We start from the raw sequence: 17,357 nt of genomic DNA, 5'->3' as shown, positions 1-17,357 counted from the left end.
TGCATCAAATGCTTGTAGGGTAGAGTTATCGTTATTGGTTGTATCAGAACGCTTTTTTGTACTTTTTCGGAAACTGGTGGGCGATATCGGTAAACACACCGTCAACTCCCCAGTTAAATAGCTGGTTCGCCCTCGCCAGGTCGTTAACCGTGTAAACGTTGATGCCGTAGCCCGCCGCTTTCATCTTCAGGATTCTCTCTTTTGTCAGCCCTTTATCTTCCGGGTGGATATATTCGGCCTGACAGGCTTGCAGGATGGACTCCCAGTCATCCCAGAGGTTGGCGTTCTCGAACAGGCAGGCAATGCGTGTTTGTGGGCGGCGTTTTTTGAATTCAGCCAGCGCGAGGTGGTTGAACGAAGAGATGATCAATTCACGTTCTGGATTCAGGTTTTCCAGCCCAGCAATCACGCCGTCAATCAGGCGCAGGGTGTTTTCCCAACCAGAGGTGCAGGATTTGATTTCGACGTTGATATTCAGTTCATGTTGGTTCACCAGAGCAATGAACTGTTCAAACGTCGGGATGCGTTCCCCTTCATAGGCGTCAGCAAACCAGCTGCCCGCATCAATCTTGGCAAGATCAGAATGGGTTAAATCGTAAAGGCTGCCGCATTGATCCGTGCAACGTTCCAGAGTGTCGTCGTGCGAGAGCACAACCGTACCGTCGGCAAGAATATCAACGTCACATTCCAGCCATTGAATGCCATTTTCCCTGCACAGGGAGAAAGCGCTGAGGGTATTTTCCGGGGCCAGTGATGACATACCGCGGTGAGCGAAAACAGTTTTCATTTTCTATTCATTCCTTCATTTCAGCTTGCTCAAACGAGCATTTGAGATAATTAGAGTTTTCACTCGAACATCTTGGCGTGAGTGTAAAGGTTTGATGAAACAGAAATTGTGATAGAAATTGGTTTTATTTCAGCATCATTGTTAGCTAGGTCACGTTGCGCAAACATGTTCATAAAATGATGATTTTCAGAAGGGTGTTGGAAACAGGCAAAACGAGGGCAAGGGGAGGAGACGAATTGAGGTGCTGGCTAAGTTCAGCGCTGAGGATTTACACCTCCCGCTGTGTACTGCTTTTTCGGAATTCGCTCGGCGTCATTCCCGTCATGCGGGAAAACTCGCGGTTAAAGTTGGATTTGGTCTGGAATCCTGCGTTCATAAAAATCTGTGTGATCGTGTCATCAGTGGAAAGCAACGCCTGTTTTGCATGCTCGATGCGATAGGCATTGATACGTTTGGAGATGTTCTCGCCATGGATTTGATTCACCGCGATAGAAATTTGTTTGGCAGGTATAGCCAGCTTACGGCTGAGTTTCGAAAGTGTGAGTTCCGGATCGAGATAGAGCATGTTTTGACGGATTTTGGTGTCCAGCAGATGGGTGATTTCTTCGGCCTTTTCATGGGTCATGACAGATGCCGCTTCTGTTTCTGTCTCTTGCGCAGGCTCGGCATCGTCCGGTTCTTCCGCCATCGGCGTATTCATTGCCGCAACGACAACGGCAATAGAGAGCGCCGGCAATAGAATCAGGTGAGCGGCGGTGAGGATATAAAGCGAGAACTCTCCGCTGTTGAAAGCGAAATCGAGCGACATCAGGCTGTCTACCACCGCCGAAAAGATCAGCATCCATCCGGCGATATTTTCCGCCTTTCTAACGCCTTCCCAATTGCCCAGCGAGACATTGACCAACTCTGTGTCTTTGCCTGAATAACGGATAAGCGCGACACCATACACCACGTAAATCAAGGTCAGGATTTCATCCAGCGGCAAACCAAGCCATGGCTGGGTGGTGACGCTGACAAGCACATAGAGAGGCCCGGCTGCATGAAGCAACGGGAGCTTTCCCTGTTTTCTGCTGGCGTGGGCGAATGCATACCAGGCCGCAACTGGGATCACGGATGCCAGAATGGGCTGCGCAATGCCAAACGCACTGATGTTAAATGTCCAGCGCAGACCCACCATTGCCGTCGTGCCCGCACAAAGCAGCAAAAACAGACAGGCCGTTTTGGCCTGATCAGCAAATCTTGCATAGAGCGTAACCGCCAGCAGTCCAAGCAGCATGGAAACAACGAACGGCACTGGAATCGCAAGCATATGACTTCCTGTTTTCAGAAATTTTCGCCAATCAACAAAGGCTAAGGTTACCGCGCCCAAGCGGAATTGAAACTCAAATGTAGACAAATACCGGTTCAAGAACGACCTAAAACCCGTTCTAGGACGCTGGAATACGCGGTTTCTTCAACAATGACACCACACATTATTCGTGAGGTGACATTTATGGACTACTACCTGATTGCTTGGAAACGTGGCTTTGACTTTTCGGGACGCTCATCCCGCGAAGCGTTCTGGATGTTTATGTTGGTGCACTTTTTGGTGACGTTTGCATGCATCGCTTTTGATATCGCATTCGACACCTGGTTCGACGCTATCTACGGCGTCGTCAGTTTCATTCCGATGATAGCCGCCATGGTAAGACGGCTGCATGACACAGACAGATCTGGCGGCTGGGTGTGGATTTTTTTAGTGCCGGTTGTTGGCCCGTTCTGGCTGGTGTATCTGCTTATTCAAACAAAATCCGACAACCGTGAAATGGAGGGCTTCGCATGAATACCACAATCAAACTTAGCGCACTTCTGCTGGCTTTTGTCTCAACGGCTTTTGTCTCTACGTTTAGTTCGTCTGCAACCGTGATACCCGAAGGGGCGTATGGCGTCGTCACCGCAGAAACCATGACTCAAGGCGAATTGCTTTGGTTGAAAGGCCGGGTGGGGGATGCGGCTTACATCGTGCGATTGGAAGATGGAAATACCTGCACAATGACACTTCCAGTTGCCATTGGCAGTATTGCTGATGATTCCGATTCCAGCATAGGCGTTGAAACCACCAAAGGTTTTACCATCGCCATCATGACTGAAAAGCTGAGTAACGCGCTGCTGCAGGGCGAGCGGATTAACAGCAAAGACTGGCAGTTTGATTCGACGCTGCGTTCATCTAAGACTGATGGGGTGGTTATCAATGGTATTAGCGGCAAAGAAGGCTTTGTACTCAACTCAAGGAGACGCTGGATATCGTGGATGACGGGAGAAAACTATCCGTCTGATTGCCTGTAGACATTCACCATGCCTACCTCTATTCAAACTGGGGAGGCATGGTTTTATCTTCCAGCTATTTGGTGTGGCAGTGAGATTTTACTTAAATCAATCCCAGCACTTTTAAGACCAGTGAGCCCACGCCGACAGTGATGCTGGAAAATAGCGTAGTCAGCCCAATAAGATTGGCGCTCAGAATGGTGTTGCCTCCAGCGGCTTGGGTCATCGCATAACTGGCGGCTGCAACTGGCGCGGCGTTCATAAAGAACAAAATACCGAGTTCTGTGCCCCTGAAACCATACCAGTAGCCAATCAGCGTAAAAATGAACGGGGCAACCATCAACTTGTTCGACGCGGCAAACCAGGTAGGCAGTTTATCGTCTCTCATTGTCCGGAAATCCAAGCTCGCACCCGTACACAACAAAGCCAGCGGCAGCGCGATTCTGGCGAGGTAGTTTCCTGTTTCGATAACAACCTTAGGCAGAGTAACGTTAACGGATGAAACCATAATGCCGAGAGCTATCGCGATAATCAGCGGATTCTTTACAAGATTGAGAAAGATAAGTTTGGTTGAATGAAGCTTGGAGCCAGTCGTTTTGGGTGATAAACAAATCACCGCCTGAATATTAAAGACCACCGTAATAACAGCGACATACATTGCGGCCAATGCAACCGCTTGGCTGCCGAACGCATTTTCAACATAGGCGATGCCGATAATGGCGGTATTGGCGCGAAAGCTCGCTTGAATCAGCACACCATGATCGGTCGAGTCTTTAAAAGCCAGTTTGGTTGAAAGGGTAACAAAGAGGAAAAATGCGACTGTCATTGCCACTGAAAAAACAAGAAATTCAGTCGATTGGAAAAAGTTATGCTCAGAGGTGGCGATACTTAAAAACAGCATTGCTGGCAGGGCGACGTTAAACACAAGTCGCGATGCTACATTGATAAAATTTGTATCTATCCAGTTGATTCGTTTGAAAATAAAACCGAGGGCAAGAATAAAAAAGATCGGGGCGACGAGAGAAAGGGAAAACGCCAGTTGTTCCAAAATGTTCGACATTATTGTTTCTTCATCTCGTAAGCAGGTTATTTACATAAAACTTACGCTATGTTCGCGTAAACACACAATAGCCATCTCAACAGTGTCTTATCTTTTGCTCGGTGGTTCAGAGGATGGGATTTCGCATTCACAACGTTTTTGACGACAGAATAAGTTATATCGCATATCACCATTTAACGAGGGTAAAATTTGTACTAATCCTCAATACTTAGACCTTTTCCTTTGAGCGCGGTTGATAGATTAGAAATAACAGCAACCAAAGGAGAAGTATCACCGTGAAACTATCACACCTCTTTGTGTCAGTGGCGTTGACTATGTCCGGCGTCGCGGTGGCAGATCAACTGGACGATATTCTTGAAGCCGGTGTTATCCGTGTCGGTACCACGGGTGATTACAAACCTTTTTCTTTTTACGACGGACAGACCTATTCGGGGTTTGATATCGATGTCGCGCAGTATTTGGGTGATCAGCTCGGCGTGAAAGTCGAATTTGTGCCAACCACCTGGAAAGGGCTGCTCGATGGCCTGAAAGAAGACAAATACGACATTGCGATGGGCGGCATTACCCGGCGCATGCAGCGCCAGCTTAATGCAGAGCAAACTCAGGGTTACATGGTGTTTGGTAAATGCTTTCTCGTTGCACAAGGCAATGCCGAAAAGTATGACTCACTGGAGAAAGTGAACAAGCCTTCGGTGCGCGTAGGTGTGAACATTGGCGGAACCAATGAAAAATTCGCGATGAGTGAGCTGCCAAATGCCACATTCACCAAGTTTGAAAACAATCTGGATGTGCCAAAAGCAGTTGCGGCCGGTGACGTAGATGTGATGGTGACAGAAACGCCGGAAGGGCTGTTCTATGAGGTCACCAACGACAAACTGGAAGCTGCGCGTTGTGAAGATCCTTTCACCCGCAGTCAATTCGGTTACCTGATCCCCAAAGGGGAACAGGGTCTACTGAATGCGGTGAACTTTGCCATTGATGAAATGAAGCTCAAAGGCATCGATACCCAGTTGATGGAGAAAAACCAGCTCATCACTGCGCCGAAGTTTGATTTGGTGCTGACAGCGGTGGAAGGCAACAAAGTCGACATTATCCAGGCGGTGAAAGACGCAACAGGCTTGAGCTTGATTGAATCCAAAGGTGTGGTGGAAAGTGCGCCTGTGGTGCTGAAAGAAAATCTATCCAAAAGCGAAGCAATGGCGCTGGAAAAAGCGTTGGCAGAAGCTGGCGCGACGATTGAAATAAAACCGGTTCAGTAAACGAACCTAACCGGCTTGGAAAACCCACGTCGGTTAACGCTGAGGCAGCCTTTGGGCGTTATTATCCATAGGCTGCTGACCGTCTTCTTCGGCAACAGCTACACGTAAATTGGCAGCGATTTGTTCGTCGTAATTTGCCTGACCGACAAATGGGTATGGATATCCTTCACGCTGGTCAGTTTGTGCAGCTTTCGCGTAAAGGCTTCGCAGCCCGCCAAATCCGGTGTGACGACTTCCAGCAGATAGTCATACGCGCCGGAAACAATATGCCCACCAATCACTTCCGCCATATCCGCCAGCGCAAGCTCAAAGTTCTTGATTGATTCTTCCTGATGGTTGTTCAGGCTCACTTCAACAAAAAACGTCATCGAAATGCCCATCTTCGGCTTACTCAGCTTGGCCTGATACCCCTCGATATAGCCTTCATCCTCTAGGCGCTTTAAGCGACGCGCACACGGGGAAGGGGAGAGGCCAACACGTTCGGATAGCTCTGCGGTAGAAAGGCGACCTTCGGTCTGAAGGATCTCAAGCATGTGTCTGTCGATTCTGTCCATAAATCTCTTCGGCATGATTCAATCAAGATTGAGTGGAAAGTTAGCGCTTCCAATCAACCATGGCAACTTTTAGTCCTCACTTTGCCAAATAAGAGCGCAGTTAATGGCAGATAATCGTCCTTAAACATTGAACGTTTCAGAAGGTGTTTATGGAAAAGGTGATTCAGCCCATTCTGGCGAGGTCGCGCCGCCACGCATTATCCCCAAATGCGAAAGGCTACCTGGTGATGGCGGTTGTGTTGCTGATTTGGTCGGGGTTTGCACTCAGCGTAAGGGCGGTCGGTTCATCAGCACTGACAATGGCAGACATCGCACTGATACGGTTTATCGTCCCCATGGTGTTGCTGACACCTATGCTTCCTGCCTGTTTGAAAGAGCTGAAAACTGTGCGTCTTGGTAATGCCTGCCTGATCCCGCTCGGCGGCGTCCCGTTCCTGTTTTTGGCATCAATTGGCGCAGAAACCGCGCCCACCGCTTATGTCGGCACTATCCTCGCTGGCACACCGCCATTTTTCGTCGCGCTGCTGGGGTTTGTATTTTGTCGACAATTGTTCTCCCGCAAACAAATCGGCGCTTTAGCCTTATTGCTGTCAGGAATCGCAACCATGGTGCTGGGGCGCAGCATTTATACCGGACTCGATGTGCCTGTTGGCGTGTTTTACCTGCTCGCCGCAGCAATGCTCTGGGGCGGATACACCATGGGCATTAAACGCTCGGGACTAAGCCCGATTTCTGTTGCCGTGCTGCTTTCTTATATTTCGTTCTTTGTCACTCTCGGGTTGGTGATTTTCGATGCTGTTCCAAGCAACTTCGGTGACTTTTCTTGGCAAGAAGCCATGCCGTATGTGGTCGTACAGGGGCTTGGCGTCGGTGTGCTGTCTACCATCGGCTTTTCTTATGCCGTCAGCCAGTTAGGTTCCGCTAAAGCTTCAACTATCGGCTCGATTTCGCCATGTCTGACGGCGCTGCTGGCAGTGGTCATTTTCAATGAGCCACTTACGGTCGCCATTGTTTGTGGTGTTGCTCTGACGGTGCTTGGGGTGGTGTTGTTTAATCGAAGGTAGAACCAGTAATCCTGCCTTTTGACATGCAGCCAAGTGTTTCATTTTCAGTTCCTTCCCCTTTTCAAGGGGAAGGCTAGGATGGGGTTTGGTCTCATTTCAGCGTATCTCAAATTGATTCAATTCTCCGTCATCCATATGTTTATGACATTTTTATAGCTAGAAGTTGTAGTGCGAAGTTAACAAAGTATGTTGGAGTAATTTTACGTTCGCAGCTAAGATGTTTTTGATGATAATCTAAGTAAAAACATATGGTTAAGTGTTGGTTTGTGGGTGGTTATAAGTTGAAGTGGATATTGTTAAAAATAAATCAAATAAATCAGATTGCGTTGGATAAGTATAAGTTTTATAAACCAATAGTGATAAATAAGCTATTGGTCTTATACAGCAACCTTTTATACGAACACCACTATAGTTATACTTTTCGAAATCAAGAGATTGCTGCATGTGTAATCTGCCTAACAAAGAAACGATTTTGGTTAATTGTTTTGTCTTTATTCCCGACAGCTTTTATGTCTAGTGATAGTTTGCAAAGTCCGTTGGTGTCATTATATATATCAATAAACGCGGCAGGGATTTTTTATATCGTTTTTAATTTGTATCCGGAGGTGAGGCAAAATTTTCGCGCCGCTAAATTAGCATATCTTTTAGTTTCAAAAATTAGGAAGCGCAGAGCATGGCTTTACAGAGAGTTTTTTGACGTAAACTCTTTTACAGAAGCGAATCGATATCTAACAAAAGAAAGGTTCTCGCAAATTATTGAGATGTTAAGGGAGGCTAATGGCTATAGAGAAGAGCCTTGCGGTAAAAATGGAAAGTTAATCTTCTACAAGTTAAACCCACCTTTAGATATAGCTATCAAGAATAGAGAAATAGATGTCATAGGTCATAATGTAAATACCCTTCAGGAAGCTTGTTTACATATAGTAAAAGATAATCTAAGAGATATCCAAAAGCTTAAGGATATTCCAAATATTTCGTCGTTAGAGCTATTCGATGCGATAAGTTATCTTGAGCGAGAAATGGAGTTGATTTTACCAAGGGTATCAACGGGGTTATTTGAAAATGATCTTGTCTCTTACTTTCTCTATGCGCCAGATAAATTAAACTACTATGCCCAAAAAGAGTTGCCTTTTTATGTTGGTGGTAGGTTTAATTTGAAATTTGAAGCAACGAAAGAAGAAATTAAACTGGCACAAGAACTCTCAACGAAGTGTTTTTTCGATTCATAGTACAAATTTGCCTTTCAATAAAGCCAAAAACAAAACCCCCATCTAACTTCCCCCTTGAAAAGGGGGAAGGACAAAGAGCCTCAATCTTCTTCCTCTATGCCTGCTGTCTACAATCTCCAATACCTAATATCTAATATCTAATATCTAATATCTAATCTCTAATCTCTAATCTCTAATCTCTAATCTCTGGTCTCTAATCTCTGGTCTCCAGTCTCTCATCTCTCGCCTTATACCTTCGTCTAAATTGTCGACAATTTTCTTGATTGTTGCCGCAATCATTGCCTAAATTATGTTCATAAGATGAAATTGTAGACAATATTGATGCCGTGAACGCAACGCGATACTTCCTCAAGATGCTCACTGCGGGTTTTGGGGAAAGCCATGAATACTGGGCTTTGCAGATACGGTGTCGGGTTTACACAACAAAGATAGCCATTGGGTAAGGATTACAATGAGCGAACATAACGCGCCAAGCGCCACGCAAGAATATATAGGCGCTACGCAAGAACGCATAAGTGCGATAACAAAAGAAAACACCAAATCGGAAAGCCTCACCGCACTGTTGGTTGAGGCCATTGTCTCTGGTGAGATTGTGTCGGGCGGGAAAATCTCTGAGCCGGAACTTGCCCGCCGTTATGAAGTCAGCCGTGGGCCATTGCGCGAAGCCATTATGCGCTTGGAAGGGCTGGGGCTGATTGAGCGTATTCCCCATGTCGGCGCGCGCGTTATTACCTTGTCGCCGGAAAAATTGGTTGAGCTGTATGCCGTGCGTGAAGCGCTGGAAGGCATGGCTGCGCGTCTGGCGGCAAAAAATATCAATAAAGAAGAACTGCATGGGCTTGAGCAACTGCTCGCTACCCATTCCCAACATATCGACGAAGTCGAAGGTGCTTCTTATTTTCACCAATACGGCGACTTTGATTTCCATTACCGCGTGATCCTCGCCAGCCGCAATAAGCAACTCATCAACTTGCTGTGTGGCGAGCTGTATCACCTGCTTCGTATGTACCGCTACCAAGCGCCGAAAAACCAATCCAGATCCAACCAAGCGTTAGAAGAGCACAAGTTTATTTTGCACGCTATCCGCAACCGCGACGAAGAGTTGGCAGAGCTGGCAATGCGTCGTCATATCGCGGGCAGCCGAAAACTCATTGAGCAACAAATCCTAAAAGATTAGAAGGACCTGACTATGAAACTCTCTCAAGGGGCGAAATTCCGACAAGCTGTTGAGCAAAACAACCCGCTGCAAATCGTCGGCACCATTAATCCCTATTGCGCCATGATGGCTCAGCGTTTGGGTCACCAATCGATTTATCTCTCTGGCGGGGGTATCGCGAACGCGAGCTATGGCTTGCCGGATCTGGGTATCACAACACTGAATGATGTGCTGGTGGATGTAGAGCGCATTACCAACGCCTGTGATTTGCCGTTGCTGGTGGATATCGATACCGGTTTTGGCGGCGCGTTCAATATCGCGCGCACCATTAAAGCGATGGAGAAAGCGGGCGCAGCAGCCGTTCACATGGAAGATCAGGTTGCGCAAAAACGTTGTGGTCACCGTCCGAACAAAGCGATTGTCAGCCAGCAGGAAATGGTCGACCGCGTGAAAGCGGCAGTGGATGCCCGTACTGATGATCAGTTCGTGATCATGGCGCGCACCGATGCACTGGCTGTGGAAGGCATTGATAGCGCGATTGAACGTGCGATTGCCTGCATCGAAGCGGGCGCAGACATGATTTTCCCGGAAGCGATGAACAAGCTGGAACAATATCAGCAGTTCTCTGCAGCACTTCGCAGCGCGATTGGCCGACCAGTACCCATCCTTGCCAACATCACCGAATTTGGTCAAACCCCGCTGTACGCCTGCGAAGAATTGGCCGCAGCCGATGTAGACATGGTGCTTTACCCGTTGAGTGCGTTCCGCGCCATGAACAAAGCGGCAGAAAACGTCTACCGTCACCTGCTTGAAGTGGGTAACCAAGAGGCGCTGGTCGATTCCATGCAGACCCGCAAAGAGTTGTATGACTACCTCAACTATCACGATTACGAAAACAAACTGGACGAACTGTTCAATCAAGACAAATCGTGATTGTCGACAATTGCAGAAGATAAAAACGATTCGAAAACAAGCGGTTGTCGCAGTCTTACGCTTGAATACAAAAACTTAAATCCAATAACGTGAAACCGTTCGCTGACAACGCCCCAACAGAGGGCAAGGCGGATAAGAAAAGGAGTTCAACATGCCGAGCAAAGAGCTAAGTGGAGCAGGATTACGTGGTCAAAGTGCAGGTACAACCGCGCTGTGTACGGTTGGAAAGTCAGGCACAGGGTTGACCTACCGTGGTTATGACATTACTGACCTTGCCAACAATGCCCAGTTTGAAGAAGTGGCGCACCTGTTGTTACGCGGTCACCTTCCAAACCAAAAAGAACTCGATGACTACAAGACGCGTTTAGTCGGTCTGCGCGGCCTGCCAACGGCATTGAAAGAGGCGTTGGAATTGATCCCAGCTGATGCGCACCCAATGGATGTGATGCGTACCGGTTGTTCGATACTGGGTAACCTGGAGCAGGAGAAAGATTTCTCCGAGCAGTTAGATGCCACCGAGCGCATGCTTGCTGTGTTCCCGGCCATCATTTGTTACTGGTACCGCTTCAGTCATGACGGCGTGCGAATTGATACCGAAGACACCAGTGAAGATTGTACTGGCGGCTACTTCCTGAAAATGCTGACGGACAAAGCGCCGAGTAATCTGCACAAGCAGGTGATGCACTGTTCGCTGATCCTCTACGCAGAGCACGAGTTCAATGCGTCGACCTTCGCTGCTCGTGTGTGTGCATCCACGCTGTCTGATTTGCACTCCTGCATTACCGCAGCAATTGGCACCTTGCGTGGCCCTCTGCACGGCGGCGCAAACGAAGCAGCTATGGCGATGATTGAAAACTGGCAAACGCCGGATGAAGCCGAGCAGAACATCATGCGTATGTTGGCCAACAAAGACAAAATTATGGGCTTTGGCCACGCCATTTACCGTGAAAGCGACCCGCGTAATGCGTTGATCAAGCGTTGGTCGAAAGCGCTTTCCGAGGCGACAGGTGACACGCACCTTTACGCCGTATCAGAGCGCGTGGAGTCAGTAATGAAGCGCGAGAAAGACCTGTTCTGTAACGCAGACTTCTTCCATGCCTCTGCTTACCACTTTATGGATATCCCGACCGCGTTGTTTACGCCGATTTTCGTGATGAGCCGTTTAACCGGCTGGGCGGCGCATGTGTTCGAGCAGCGCGAAAACAACCGCATTATTCGTCCAAGTGCTGATTACACTGGGCCGGAAGCCTGTGACTGGCTGCCAATCGAGCAGCGCTAAGTGGCCTGAAAGGATACGAATATGACGCAGAACAATACCCAATACAGACGGCCGCTGGCGCAAACGGGGCTCGATTACTTCGATGTCCGCGCTGCCGTCAACGACATTAAGCCGAACGCTTATGACACACTGCCGTACACCTCACGTGTACTGGCAGAGCAGCTGGTACGCCGCTGCAACCCGGCGGATTTGCAAGCCTGCCTGACCCAGATTGTCGAAGGCAAAAAGGAGCTGGATTTCCCTTGGTATCCTGCCCGCGTAGTGTGCCACGACATTCTGGGGCAAACCGCGCTGGTGGATTTGGCTGGCCTTCGTGATGCGATTGCAGACCAAGGCGGCGACCCTTCACGGGTTAACCCTGTGGTCGAAACCCAACTGATTGTTGACCATTCATTGGCGGTGGAACATGCGGGTTTCGAACCGGATGCGTTTGAAAAGAACCGCGCAATCGAAGAGCGCCGCAACGAAGACAGATTCCACTTTATTGAGTGGTGTAAGACGGCCTTTAAAAACGTCAGCGTGATCCCCGCAGGCAACGGCATCATGCACCAAATCAACCTGGAAAAGATGTCGCCGGTGATCCAAAACCAACAGGGCATCGCGTTCCCGGATACCTGTGTCGGTACGGATAGCCATACACCGCACGTTGATGCTCTCGGTGTGATTGCCATTGGTGTCGGCGGTCTTGAAGCGGAAACCGTGATGCTTGGCAGACCTTCCATGATGCGCTTGCCGGACATTGTTGGCGTCAAGCTGGTGGGCAAACGTCAGGAAGGCATTACTGCCACAGATATCGTGCTGGCATTGACGGAGTTCCTGCGGAACGAACGTGTGGTATCGAGCTATCTGGAGTTCTTTGGTGAAGGCGCGCGTGCGCTGACCATTGGTGACAGGGCGACCATCTCCAACATGACGCCGGAATACGGCGCGACAGCCGCGATGTTCTACATCGATGAGCAGACCATCAATTACCTCAAACTGACCGGGCGTGAGCCTGAGCAAGTGGCGCTGGTAGAAACCTACGCCAAAACCGTTGGCCTGTGGGCGGACGATCTGGAAAACGCCCATTACGAGCGAGTGCTTGAGTTCGACCTTTCGAGCGTGACCCGCAATATGGCTGGCCCCTCAAACCCGCATCGCCGTTTGCCAACCAGCGAGCTTGCCGAGCGCGGTATTGCGTCAGCTCAGGTGTCAGCAGACTCAGAAGGCAGCATGCCAGATGGTGCAGTCATCATTGCGGCGATCACGTCCTGCACCAACACCAGTAACCCGCGCAACGTGGTAGCAGCCGGTCTGGTAGCGAAGAAAGCCAATCAGCTTGGACTGGTTCGCAAGCCTTGGGTGAAAACTTCCTTTGCTCCCGGTTCAAAAGTCGCGAAGCTTTATCTGCAAGAAGCAGGGCTGTTGTCTGAGCTTGAACAGTTGGGCTTCGGGATTGTGGCCTACGCCTGTACTACCTGTAACGGCATGAGCGGCGCGTTAGATCCGGTGATTGAGCAAGAGATCATCGAGCGCGATCTCTACGCCACAGCGGTACTTTCTGGCAACCGTAACTTTGATGGCCGCATCCATCCCCACGCCAAACAGGCGTTTTTGGCGTCACCACCGCTGGTCGTCGCTTATGCGATTGCGGGCACCATGCGCTTTGATATTGAGCGTGATGCGCTAGGCACAGATGCCAACGGCAAGCCGGTTTATCTCAACGATTTGTGGCCGACTGATGCTGAAATTGACGAGGTGGTGGGCATGTCCGTGAAACCGGAACAGTTCCAGCGTATTTACGTCGAAATGTTCCAGCAAGATGCCAACTCGAGCATGAGCGAGCCACTGTACGACTGGCGCCCAATGAGTACTTATATCCGCAGACCGCCCTATTGGGAAGGCGCATTGGCGGGTGAGCGCACGCTTAAAGGTATGCGTCCACTGGCAGTGCTGGGTGACAACATCACCACTGACCACTTATCACCCTCAAACGCCATTATGCCGTCGAGTGCAGCAGGCGAATACCTGGCGAAAATGGGCTTGGAGCCAGTCGATTTTAATTCCTACGCGACACACCGTGGCGATCACCTCACCGCCCAGCGAGCAACGTTTGCCAACCCGAAACTGCTCAATGAAATGGTGAAGGAAAACGGCGAAGTGGTTCAGGGTTCACTGGCTCGCATTGAACCGGAAGGCAAAGTGACCCGCATGTGGGAAGCGATTGAAACCTACATGGAGCGCAAGCAGCCACTGATTATCGTTGCTGGCGCGGATTACGGGCAGGGCTCATCACGCGACTGGGCGGCGAAAGGCGTGCGTCTGGCAGGCGTTGAAGCGATTGCCGCTGAAGGCTTTGAGCGCATCCACCGCACCAATCTGGTTGGCATGGGCGTGTTGCCTTTAGAGTTCAAACCGGGTGTTAACCGCAACACACTGGAGCTTGATGGCACTGAGCTTTACGACGTGGTCGGCGAGATCAAACCCGGCGCGGATCTGGCGTTGGTTGTCACACGCGCGAATGGCGAGAAGCTCGATGTTGCCGTGACCTGTCGTCTCGATACCGAAGACGAAGTGAAGGTTTATCAAGCGGGCGGCGTTCTTCAACGTTTCGCGCAAGATTTCCTGGCGCAGTAGGTGGTCAGCATGAGTAAGGTTTTGAAAATTCCTGCCACCTACATGCGAGGCGGCACCAGCAAAGGCGTCTTTTTCAGGCTGACAGATTTGCCTGTTGAGGCGCAAACACCGGGCGCAGTGCGCGATGCCATTTTGATGCGGGTGATCGGCAGCCCCGATCCCTACAGCAAGCAGATTGATGGCATGGGCGGCGCAACGTCCAGCACCAGCAAAACGGTGATTGTGTCTAAAAGCAGCCGCGACGATCACGATGTCGACTACCTGTTCGGTCAGGTGGCGATTGACAAACCCTTCGTCGATTGGAGCGGTAACTGCGGCAATCTTTCGGCAGCGGTAGGGCCATTCGCCGTGCATGCAGGGTTGATTGCCAAAGAGCGTATGGTCGAGAACGGCGTTATTTCGGTGCGTATCTGGCAAGCCAACATCGGCAAAACGCTGGTGGTGGATGTGCCAATGTGCGATGGCGAGGTGGAAGAGTCGGGCGAGTTTATGCTTGATGGCGTGACCTTTCCCGCCGCCGAAGTGCCGGTGGAATTTCTTCATCCGGCAGGTGAACCAGGTTCTCTGTTCCCCACGGGCAACCTGATCGACACCTTTGATGTGCCGGGTGAGGGCACATTCCGTGCCTCGTTTGTGAATGCGGGGATCCCGACCATTTTCCTTGATGCCAGCGAGTTGGGTTACCAAGGCACAGAGCTTCAGGATGACATCAACAATGATGCCGAAGCACTGGTGCGGTTTGAAAAAATCCGCGCTTACGGCGCGATCCAAATGGGTCTGAACGAGACGCTTGAACAGGCGCAAACCCGTCAGCATGTGCCCAAAATTGCCTTTGTTTCACCGCCGAAAAGCTACCTGAGTTCGAGCGGCAAACAGGTGGAAGCATCCGATGTGGATTTGCTCGTCCGCGCTTTGTCGATGGGCAAACTGCATCACGCCATGATGGGAACGGCAGCGGTGGCAATTTCAGCAGCGGCCTGTGTGCCGGGTACCATCGTTAACCTGGCTGCCGGTGGCGGCGAAAGGGAATCCGTGGTGTTTGGTCATCCGTCCGGCACCTTGAAAGTCGGCGCGAAAACCAGTTTAGAGCCTGAGGGCTGGTGGGTTGAAAAGGCAATCATGAGCCGCAGCGCCCGCATTTTGATGGAGGGTCGCGTCCATGTGCCTTCCAGCGTCTTACAGCAGAATGCGCAAAGCGAAAGCTGAAGCATTCGGAAAGACATCTTGGAGGAAGCAATATGTCTGCTTATCAACAGGAATATTTGAAAGCGCAAACTGAGCCGGAGAGCTTTTGGCGTGAGCAATCAGAGGCGTTGGCTTGGTTTGAAAAACCGAAAACCATTCTGGCCAACGACGAAAATGGTATTGAGCGCTGGTTCCCAGATGGTGTGATGAACACCGCTTATTTGGCGTTGGACTACCACTGTGAACAGGGACGTGGAGAGAAAACCGCACTGATTTACGACTCCCCAGTGACAGGGAAAAAACAGGTGTACACCTACAATGAGCTGCGCGATAAAGTCGCAAAAATTGCAGGTATGCTCGCGGGCATGGGCGTAGAAAAAGGCGATCGCGTTGTTATCTACATGCCTATGGTGCCGGAAGCGGCCATGGCGATGCTGGCATGTGCAAGGCTGGGCGCGATTCACTCTGTCGTGTTCGGAGGATTTGCTTCCAACGAGCTGGCGGTTCGTATTGAAGATGCTGAGCCGAAAGTCTTGATGACAGCGTCCTGCGGTATTGAAGTCAGCAAAGTGATTCCCTACAAGCCTCTGGTCGATCAGGCCATTATGGATAGCCGTTGGAAACCGGAAAAAGTGGTGGTGTTGCAGCGCCCTGAGTGCGAAGCGCCACTGGACAATGCTCGCGATGTAGACTGGCAAACTGCCGCCGATGCCGCCGAGCCGCACGATTGTGTGCCCGTGCTCGCCACCGACCCGCTCTATATCCTCTACACATCAGGCACGACGGGCAAACCTAAAGGCGTGGTGCGCGATAACGGCGGTCATGCCGTCGCAATGAAATACTCCATGAAAGCGGTGTACGACATGCCTCAAGACGGCGTGTTCTGGGCGGCTTCCGATGTGGGCTGGGTGGTAGGGCATTCCTATATTGTCTATGCGCCACTCATTCACGGCTGCACGACTATTCTGTATGAAGGAAAGCCAGTACGGACACCGGATCCGGGTGCATTCTGGCGTGTGTGTGAAGAGTATGGGGTGAATATCCTTTTCTCGGCTCCGACTGCTTTCCGCGCCATCAAGAAAGAAGACCCTGAAGGGAAATTCGTTGGCGAGTACGACTTAAGCAAGCTGACTGCAATCTTTATGGCAGGCGAGCGTCTCGATCCGCCAACCCTGGAATGGGTGGTCGAGAAAACCGCCAAGCCTGTGATTGACCACTGGTGGCAAACCGAGACGGGCTGGGCGATATCCTGTAACCCAACGGGCATTGAAGTGATGCCAGTGAAAGCGGGATCGTCAACCAAGCCAACCCCCGGCTATCAGGTTGAAATCCTCAATGAGATTGGTGAAAAGGTGGAAGCCAACCAGCAAGGTTATGTGGCGTTGAAACGCCCGTTACCGCCAAGCTGTTTGCCGACGGTATGGCGTAACCATGATCGCTTCGAAACCGGCTATCTCAGCCAGATTCCGGGTTATTACGTGTCAGGCGATGGTGGCTACCTGGATGAAGATGGTTATCTCTTTATCATGGGACGCATCGACGACGTGATTAACGTTGCTGGACACCGCCTCTCAACCGGAGAAATGGAAGAGATTGTCGGCGCGCACCCCGCCGTTGCGGAATGTGCAGTAATTGGTATCCACGACGAGCTTAAAGGGCAATTGCCTGTCGGTTTTGTGGTGCTGAAAGACGGCGTCAATGTGGATGAGTTACAACTGGCTGCTGAACTGGTGGGTAAAGTGCGTAACGAAATCGGCGCGGTAGCCTGCTTCAAGCAAGCGCTGATTGTCGACCGTTTACCGAAGACCCGCTCAGGCAAAATCTTACGCAGAACGATACGTCAAATCGCAGATGGTGAGGAATACGCCGTGCCATCAACGATTGACGACCCATCAAGCCTGAATGAGATTGAAAGGGTACTGCATCGGTAA

Annotated in this window: 15 protein-coding genes and 1 pseudogene; 12 read left to right on the top strand and 4 right to left on the bottom strand. The window is 50.3% G+C overall.

From position 1 onward, the window contains the following. Window positions 1-43: 43 nt before the first annotated feature. Window positions 44-787, bottom strand: coding sequence for a glycerophosphoryl diester phosphodiesterase (locus KU854_RS17690; protein ID WP_218359742.1), 744 nt, complete (start codon window positions 785-787; stop codon window positions 44-46). 268 nt (window positions 788-1,055) lie between these two features. Beyond that, complete coding sequence (locus KU854_RS17685) at window positions 1,056-2,096, bottom strand: helix-turn-helix domain-containing protein (protein ID WP_218359741.1); 1,041 nt, start codon at window positions 2,094-2,096, stop codon at window positions 1,056-1,058. A gap of 183 nt (window positions 2,097-2,279) precedes the next feature. On the opposite strand from KU854_RS17685, the gene KU854_RS17680 reads away from it, so the two are divergent. Both KU854_RS17680 and KU854_RS17675 read left to right on the top strand, forming a co-directional pair. Then, entirely contained in the window at window positions 2,280-2,609 is a 330-nt protein-coding gene (locus KU854_RS17680; RefSeq protein ID WP_218359740.1) for a DUF805 domain-containing protein, read from the top strand. Next, entirely contained in the window at window positions 2,606-3,112 is a 507-nt protein-coding gene (locus KU854_RS17675) for a hypothetical protein (protein ID WP_218359739.1), read from the top strand. Before KU854_RS17680 ends, KU854_RS17675 begins: the two co-directional genes overlap by 4 nt. Before the next feature lie 82 nt (window positions 3,113-3,194). On the opposite strand, the gene KU854_RS17670 is transcribed toward KU854_RS17675, so the two are convergent. Then, on the bottom strand, window positions 3,195-4,151 hold the full coding sequence (locus KU854_RS17670) for an AEC family transporter (protein WP_218359738.1): 957 nt from the start codon (window positions 4,149-4,151) through the stop codon (window positions 3,195-3,197). 314 nt (window positions 4,152-4,465) lie between these two features. Here KU854_RS17670 and KU854_RS17665 point away from each other — a divergent pair. Then, window positions 4,466-5,182, top strand: a pseudogene (locus KU854_RS17665) (transporter substrate-binding domain-containing protein); the annotation flags it as partial. Further along, window positions 5,165-5,410: a ribosomal protein L7/L12 gene (locus KU854_RS24905; RefSeq protein WP_255555633.1), complete on the top strand. Its 246-nt coding sequence runs from the start codon at window positions 5,165-5,167 to the stop codon at window positions 5,408-5,410. The pseudogene KU854_RS17665 and the gene KU854_RS24905, both read left to right, overlap by 18 nt. A 98-nt stretch (window positions 5,411-5,508) precedes the next feature. On the opposite strand, the gene KU854_RS17660 is transcribed toward KU854_RS24905, so the two are convergent. Next, complete coding sequence (locus KU854_RS17660) at window positions 5,509-5,964, bottom strand: Lrp/AsnC family transcriptional regulator (protein ID WP_218359737.1); 456 nt, start codon at window positions 5,962-5,964, stop codon at window positions 5,509-5,511. A gap of 149 nt (window positions 5,965-6,113) precedes the next feature. Between KU854_RS17660 and KU854_RS17655 the strand changes: the two genes are divergently transcribed. The 8 genes from KU854_RS17655 (at window position 6,114) to KU854_RS17620 (ending at window position 17,357) form a co-directional block, all read left to right on the top strand. After that, window positions 6,114-7,028, top strand: coding sequence for a DMT family transporter (locus KU854_RS17655; protein ID WP_218359736.1), 915 nt, complete (start codon window positions 6,114-6,116; stop codon window positions 7,026-7,028). 248 nt (window positions 7,029-7,276) lie between these two features. Beyond that, window positions 7,277-8,257, top strand: coding sequence for a hypothetical protein (locus KU854_RS17650; protein ID WP_218359735.1), 981 nt, complete (start codon window positions 7,277-7,279; stop codon window positions 8,255-8,257). Window positions 8,258-8,708: 451 nt separating this feature from the next. Continuing rightward, window positions 8,709-9,434, top strand: a complete 726-nt coding sequence (locus KU854_RS17645; protein ID WP_218359734.1) for a GntR family transcriptional regulator — start codon at window positions 8,709-8,711, stop codon at window positions 9,432-9,434. Window positions 9,435-9,446: 12 nt separating this feature from the next. After that, on the top strand, window positions 9,447-10,346 hold the full coding sequence (gene prpB, locus KU854_RS17640; RefSeq protein ID WP_218359733.1) for a methylisocitrate lyase: 900 nt from the start codon (window positions 9,447-9,449) through the stop codon (window positions 10,344-10,346). 151 nt (window positions 10,347-10,497) lie between these two features. After that, window positions 10,498-11,625, top strand: coding sequence for a bifunctional 2-methylcitrate synthase/citrate synthase (gene prpC, locus KU854_RS17635; RefSeq protein WP_218359732.1), 1,128 nt, complete (start codon window positions 10,498-10,500; stop codon window positions 11,623-11,625). A gap of 21 nt (window positions 11,626-11,646) precedes the next feature. After that, complete coding sequence (gene acnD / locus KU854_RS17630; RefSeq protein WP_218359731.1) at window positions 11,647-14,241, top strand: Fe/S-dependent 2-methylisocitrate dehydratase AcnD; 2,595 nt, start codon at window positions 11,647-11,649, stop codon at window positions 14,239-14,241. Between the two features lie 9 nt (window positions 14,242-14,250). After that, the gene (gene prpF, locus KU854_RS17625) at window positions 14,251-15,447 is read left to right on the top strand and encodes a 2-methylaconitate cis-trans isomerase PrpF (RefSeq protein WP_218359730.1); all 1,197 of its coding nucleotides are present in this window, start codon (window positions 14,251-14,253) and stop codon (window positions 15,445-15,447) included. A gap of 32 nt (window positions 15,448-15,479) precedes the next feature. Next, the gene (locus tag KU854_RS17620) at window positions 15,480-17,357 is read left to right on the top strand and encodes a propionyl-CoA synthetase (RefSeq protein WP_218359729.1); all 1,878 of its coding nucleotides are present in this window, start codon (window positions 15,480-15,482) and stop codon (window positions 17,355-17,357) included.

The organism is Enterovibrio paralichthyis (genome assembly GCF_019209835.1).
GTDB lineage: Bacteria > Pseudomonadota > Gammaproteobacteria > Enterobacterales > Vibrionaceae > Enterovibrio > Enterovibrio paralichthyis.
This window is presented reverse-complemented; position numbering and strand designations above follow the sequence as displayed.

Bases quoted from the DNA above. Each gene is read 5' to 3' on its own strand.
- KU854_RS17690 (WP_218359742.1), bottom strand. From the start codon at position 787: ATGAAAACTGTTTTCGCTCACCGCGGTATGTCATCACTGGCCCCGGAA.
- KU854_RS17685 (WP_218359741.1), bottom strand. From the start codon at position 2,096: ATGCTTGCGATTCCAGTGCCGTTCGTTGTTTCCATGCTGCTTGGACTG.
- KU854_RS17680 (WP_218359740.1), top strand. From the start codon at position 2,280: ATGGACTACTACCTGATTGCTTGGAAACGTGGCTTTGACTTTTCGGGA.
- KU854_RS17675 (WP_218359739.1), top strand. From the start codon at position 2,606: ATGAATACCACAATCAAACTTAGCGCACTTCTGCTGGCTTTTGTCTCA.
- KU854_RS17670 (WP_218359738.1), bottom strand. From the start codon at position 4,151: ATGTCGAACATTTTGGAACAACTGGCGTTTTCCCTTTCTCTCGTCGCC.
- KU854_RS24905 (WP_255555633.1), top strand. From the start codon at position 5,165: ATGGAGAAAAACCAGCTCATCACTGCGCCGAAGTTTGATTTGGTGCTG.
- KU854_RS17660 (WP_218359737.1), bottom strand. From the start codon at position 5,964: ATGGACAGAATCGACAGACACATGCTTGAGATCCTTCAGACCGAAGGT.
- KU854_RS17655 (WP_218359736.1), top strand. From the start codon at position 6,114: ATGGAAAAGGTGATTCAGCCCATTCTGGCGAGGTCGCGCCGCCACGCA.
- KU854_RS17650 (WP_218359735.1), top strand. From the start codon at position 7,277: ATGGTTAAGTGTTGGTTTGTGGGTGGTTATAAGTTGAAGTGGATATTG.
- KU854_RS17645 (WP_218359734.1), top strand. From the start codon at position 8,709: ATGAGCGAACATAACGCGCCAAGCGCCACGCAAGAATATATAGGCGCT.
- prpB (WP_218359733.1), top strand. From the start codon at position 9,447: ATGAAACTCTCTCAAGGGGCGAAATTCCGACAAGCTGTTGAGCAAAAC.
- prpC (WP_218359732.1), top strand. From the start codon at position 10,498: ATGCCGAGCAAAGAGCTAAGTGGAGCAGGATTACGTGGTCAAAGTGCA.
- acnD (WP_218359731.1), top strand. From the start codon at position 11,647: ATGACGCAGAACAATACCCAATACAGACGGCCGCTGGCGCAAACGGGG.
- prpF (WP_218359730.1), top strand. From the start codon at position 14,251: ATGAGTAAGGTTTTGAAAATTCCTGCCACCTACATGCGAGGCGGCACC.
- KU854_RS17620 (WP_218359729.1), top strand. From the start codon at position 15,480: ATGTCTGCTTATCAACAGGAATATTTGAAAGCGCAAACTGAGCCGGAG.